Source organism: Streptomyces sp. NPDC045701, assembly GCF_056432045.1.
In genome coordinates, this window is the sequence record NZ_JBWKJV010000144.1 from 1 (window position 1) to 3504 (window position 3504).

General features: G+C 66.9%; 3 protein-coding genes and 1 pseudogene. 1 reads left to right on the forward strand and 3 read right to left on the reverse strand.

Annotated features, from left to right (window positions below; genetic code table 11):
• Positions 1–222: hypothetical protein (locus AC07DW_RS33810; protein WP_478861437.1), on the reverse strand; the 222-nt coding region annotated here is incomplete at its 3' end.
• A gap of 583 nt (positions 223–805) precedes the next feature.
• On the opposite strand from AC07DW_RS33810, the gene AC07DW_RS33815 reads away from it, so the two are divergent.
• Complete coding sequence (locus AC07DW_RS33815; RefSeq protein ID WP_478861438.1) at positions 806–898, forward strand: helix-turn-helix domain-containing protein; 93 nt, start codon at positions 806–808, stop codon at positions 896–898.
• A 791-nt stretch (positions 899–1689) separates the two neighbouring features.
• Here the strand turns inward: AC07DW_RS33815 and AC07DW_RS33820 are convergent.
• Both AC07DW_RS33820 and AC07DW_RS33825 read right to left on the reverse strand, forming a co-directional pair.
• A complete protein-coding gene (locus AC07DW_RS33820; protein WP_478861439.1) occupies positions 1690–2037 on the reverse strand; it encodes a transposase in 348 nt (115 codons plus the stop codon).
• Positions 2038–2434: 397 nt separating this feature from the next.
• A pseudogene (locus tag AC07DW_RS33825) lies at positions 2435–3369 on the reverse strand (IS256 family transposase); the annotation flags it as partial.
• Between the last annotated feature and the right edge of the window lie 135 nt (positions 3370–3504).

Here is a 3504-nt window from a genome sequence, read left to right on the forward strand (position 1 = left end):
GTCATACGACAAAGAAACCGACGCATCCAGACCCCCACGCCCCCCCAGCGTGACCAGCGGCAGGCTCATCCGCCACAGACCCGTCCGCTCATCCACCGCCCCCGCGGCCGCATCCCCCAGCGGAACCGAACCTGACCCCGAAGCCAGCACCCCACCCGGCACATCGGCAGCCACCGCCGACACCACCGGAACCGCCGACACCCCCATCACCACAGCCGTCACCAAAGCAACACGACGCAAACCACTCTGCAACCATCGGACACCGGGCCTGCCCCGCGCCGATGACGCGAAGACCGCACCGCGACCGGTCGTAGCAGAAGATGACATGGGAGCCCCAAAACGCGCAATCGAAAAGATACGCCTCCAACCAACCCTGTCCGGAAGGGCAGCACACTCCCCCAAACGGCCCAAACTGCCAGCCATAACACACCCCTCACTCACCCATTCCGACGCGCACAGACCCTTGATCGTCTCCCCCGACATCGGCACTCGGCCCGCTCGGCAAGTCGTGACGGTGCGCGCTTCGCGGTCGTTGCGCCGGAACCCGCCGCCGCCGGGGGGAACTTCCACCAGCTGGATGCGTCACTGGTGGGGCAAGCGGACATGCTGGCCCAGCTGGCCGACCGGTTCGGCCTAAAGCTAAAATGCTTGATTCCTCAAGTGGTGGGAATTTACCCCTCGTTGGGGTGGTGTCAGGGGGTGGGTTGAGCCGGTGTTGCTGTGTGCCCGGACTGCTTCGGGGCCGGAGGAGGAGAGGGTTGTCGCCAGGCTGGCGGGCGCCGGTAAGGCGCCGGGCAATCTCGTGATGAGAGCGCGGATCATCACGCTGAGCTGGGAAGGCCTGCGGGCGGCAGCGATCGCGACGGAGCTGGGCTGTCACGCGAAGACGGTGCGGTGATGGCTGCACCGGTTCAACGGGTCCGGGCTGGAGGGGCTGGAGGACCGGCCGGTCAGCGGCCGTCCCCGGCGGATCACCGAAGCCGGGTCGGTCGGGAATCATCGCCCTGGTCAGGCAGGCCCCACCGGGCCCTCTGACCAGGGGCGAGGACGGCGAACTGGCCGCGGACGACGAGACAGGCGCGCCTGAGTGGACGCTTGAGTCTCCGGCGGAGGCCGCCCGGCAGTCCGGGATTGAGGTGGGCCGGTCCCAGGTCCGCCGGATTCTGCTGGCCGAGGGCGTGCGCTGGCGCCGTACCCGCTCCTGGGTGCGGTCGAAGGACCGTGACTCCGAGGGAAAAGGACGCGGATCATCGGCCTCTGCTGAAGTTTCCCGTGGTCCTGGACACTCGATGTCTGCGCCGCGAGGGCGTGCTGATGCCGCTGCCTGGTCCCGGCCGGGGTGAGGCAGCTGAGGATCTTGTGTTTGCGCAGGCGGCGGAGGTTGCGGAAGGTTTCGGTGAAGTCGAAGGCCTCGGCGCACCTCGCCCGGCCGGGCCAGGTGCCGGTGGCGGTCTCTTCCTTGAGGAGGGCCCAGAAGCTCTCGGCGGCAGCGTTGACAGCACATGATCCAGTGCGTCCGCAGCTTTGCCGCAGGCTCAGCTCCGCTGTCTGACTGCGGAATTCGGCTGAGTGTACTCGTCACGCCCCAGGCGCGGTGGTGTCAGAAGCTGGAGCGGGCGACCTCCAGCACCTGACACAACCGCTTCACGCCCCAGGCGCGGTGGTGGTCCTCAATGAACTGGCAGCGGTTCACCAGGTCACCTCTTGTGCGGGAAACTTGGTTGCCTTACGCAGGATGTCCCGCTCGGTGGCCAGTTTCTGGTTCTCCTTGCGCACGGTCTTCAGTTCAGCGCGCAGGGCCGCTGCCTCAGCCTCCAGCTCTTCTTTCGTGGCCTCGCTCACCGGGATGTCCTTCGTGTTCGTGCTCGTCGTGCTGCCCCCGCCGTGGCGGGCCCGCTCGGCCCGCACCCAGTTGCGCAGCGTCTCCCGGCTGATCCCCAGGTCCTTGCCGATGCCCTCGAAGGTGTGGCCCGGGTCCGACAGGTACAGCGCGACGGCGTCCGCCCTGAACCCGGGCGAGTAGATCTTCATCACCATAAAAGATGCCTCCTACCCGGCCCCTACCGGGGCGGCCGGGATCAGAGGTGTCCACCACTCGGGGACAGGTCCCACCCTCGCCATGGCCGCCCTCGCCGCCCTGACCGCCATCCGCGCCCACGAACTGCAAAAAGGGGAAACAACGGTGGCCTGATACCGCTGTCCGTGGCAGAAATACGACGCCTCATCGGCCACCTCCTCCACCCCACCCACCTCACCATCCGCCACCATCTGCACTGGTCACTCTGGCGAAGACTCAGCCAGACACGCGCCCGCAACAGCCACTACAAACTACGCGGACACACTCCCTAACTGTGATTGCAGTATTAGGGGGAGTATCACGAAAGCGGTGTTCACCACTCGGTTGGCGTAGAGGTTTCTCGTTGGTCTGGTTGGCTCACACTCGTTCGGCCGAGAGACGGCCGTCGAAGGCGATGTCGAACGCGTTCATGGCCTCTTTCCAGCGGCTGGTCCACCGCTTGCGGCCCTTTCCGGTGGGGTCGAGGGCGAGGGTGGTGAGGTAGAGACGCTTGAGAGCGGCGGTCTCGTTCGGGAAATGCCCACAGGCGTTGACCGAGCGCCGGTAGCGCGCGTTCAGGCTCTCGATCGCGTTCGTGGTCGAGATGATCTTCCGGATCGGGGGTGGGCGGATGAGGTGGACGATGCAGAGCTGGACCACCGTGGCGGGGAAGACGGTGCTGACCGCCTCGGGCAGGCCCTTCAGGCCGTCGCAGACGAGCATGAGTACGTCCCTGACGCCGCGGTTCTGCAGCTCGGCGAGGACGTTCTGCCAGTACTTGGCGCCCTCGCCGCCGTCCCCGGCCCACAGTCCGAGGATCTCGCGGTGGCCGTCGCAGGTGACCGCGAGGACGACGTAGATGGGGCGGTTCGCCACCACACCGTCCCTGATCTTCACGTTCACACAGTCCACGAACAGGACCGGACAGACCGGATCCAGCGGGCGGGTGCGCCAGTCGGCCATGGCGTCCAGGGCCTTGTCGGTGATGGTGGAGACCGTCTCCTTGGAGGTCTGCATGCCATACGTCCCGGCGAGATGCGCGACGATCTCCCCGGAGGTGAGCCCCTTCGCGGTCAGCGAGAGGACCATCTCCTCCAGACCGCCGGTGCGGCGCGCGTACTTCGGCAGCAGGCCGGAAGTGAAAGTTCCCAGCCGGTCCGGGGGGCCTGTACCGTCACACGGCCGACCTCCGTCATCACCTTCCGGGAACGGTAGCCGTTGCGGGCGTTGCCCCCGGACCGCGAGCCCCGGCCGCCGGTGCGGCCAGCCTCCTCGGCCAGGTGCAGATCCATCTCCGCCTCCACACCGGCCTGCTGAGGGGCCTCGCGTTTTCCGGACAGGGTCTGATCCATCAATTCATGCGGCGAGCCGCAGGTTCTCGAACTCGGCGCGGACTTCTTGGGGTGGCCGGTATCCGATGGCCGAGTGAAGGCGTTTGCGATTGTACC

Coding starts and splice junctions, on each gene's coding strand:
- AC07DW_RS33815 (WP_478861438.1), top strand. CDS start 806: ATGAGAGCGCGGATCATCACGCTGAGCTGGGAAGGCCTGCGGGCGGCA.
- AC07DW_RS33820 (WP_478861439.1), bottom strand. CDS start 2,037: ATGGTGATGAAGATCTACTCGCCCGGGTTCAGGGCGGACGCCGTCGCG.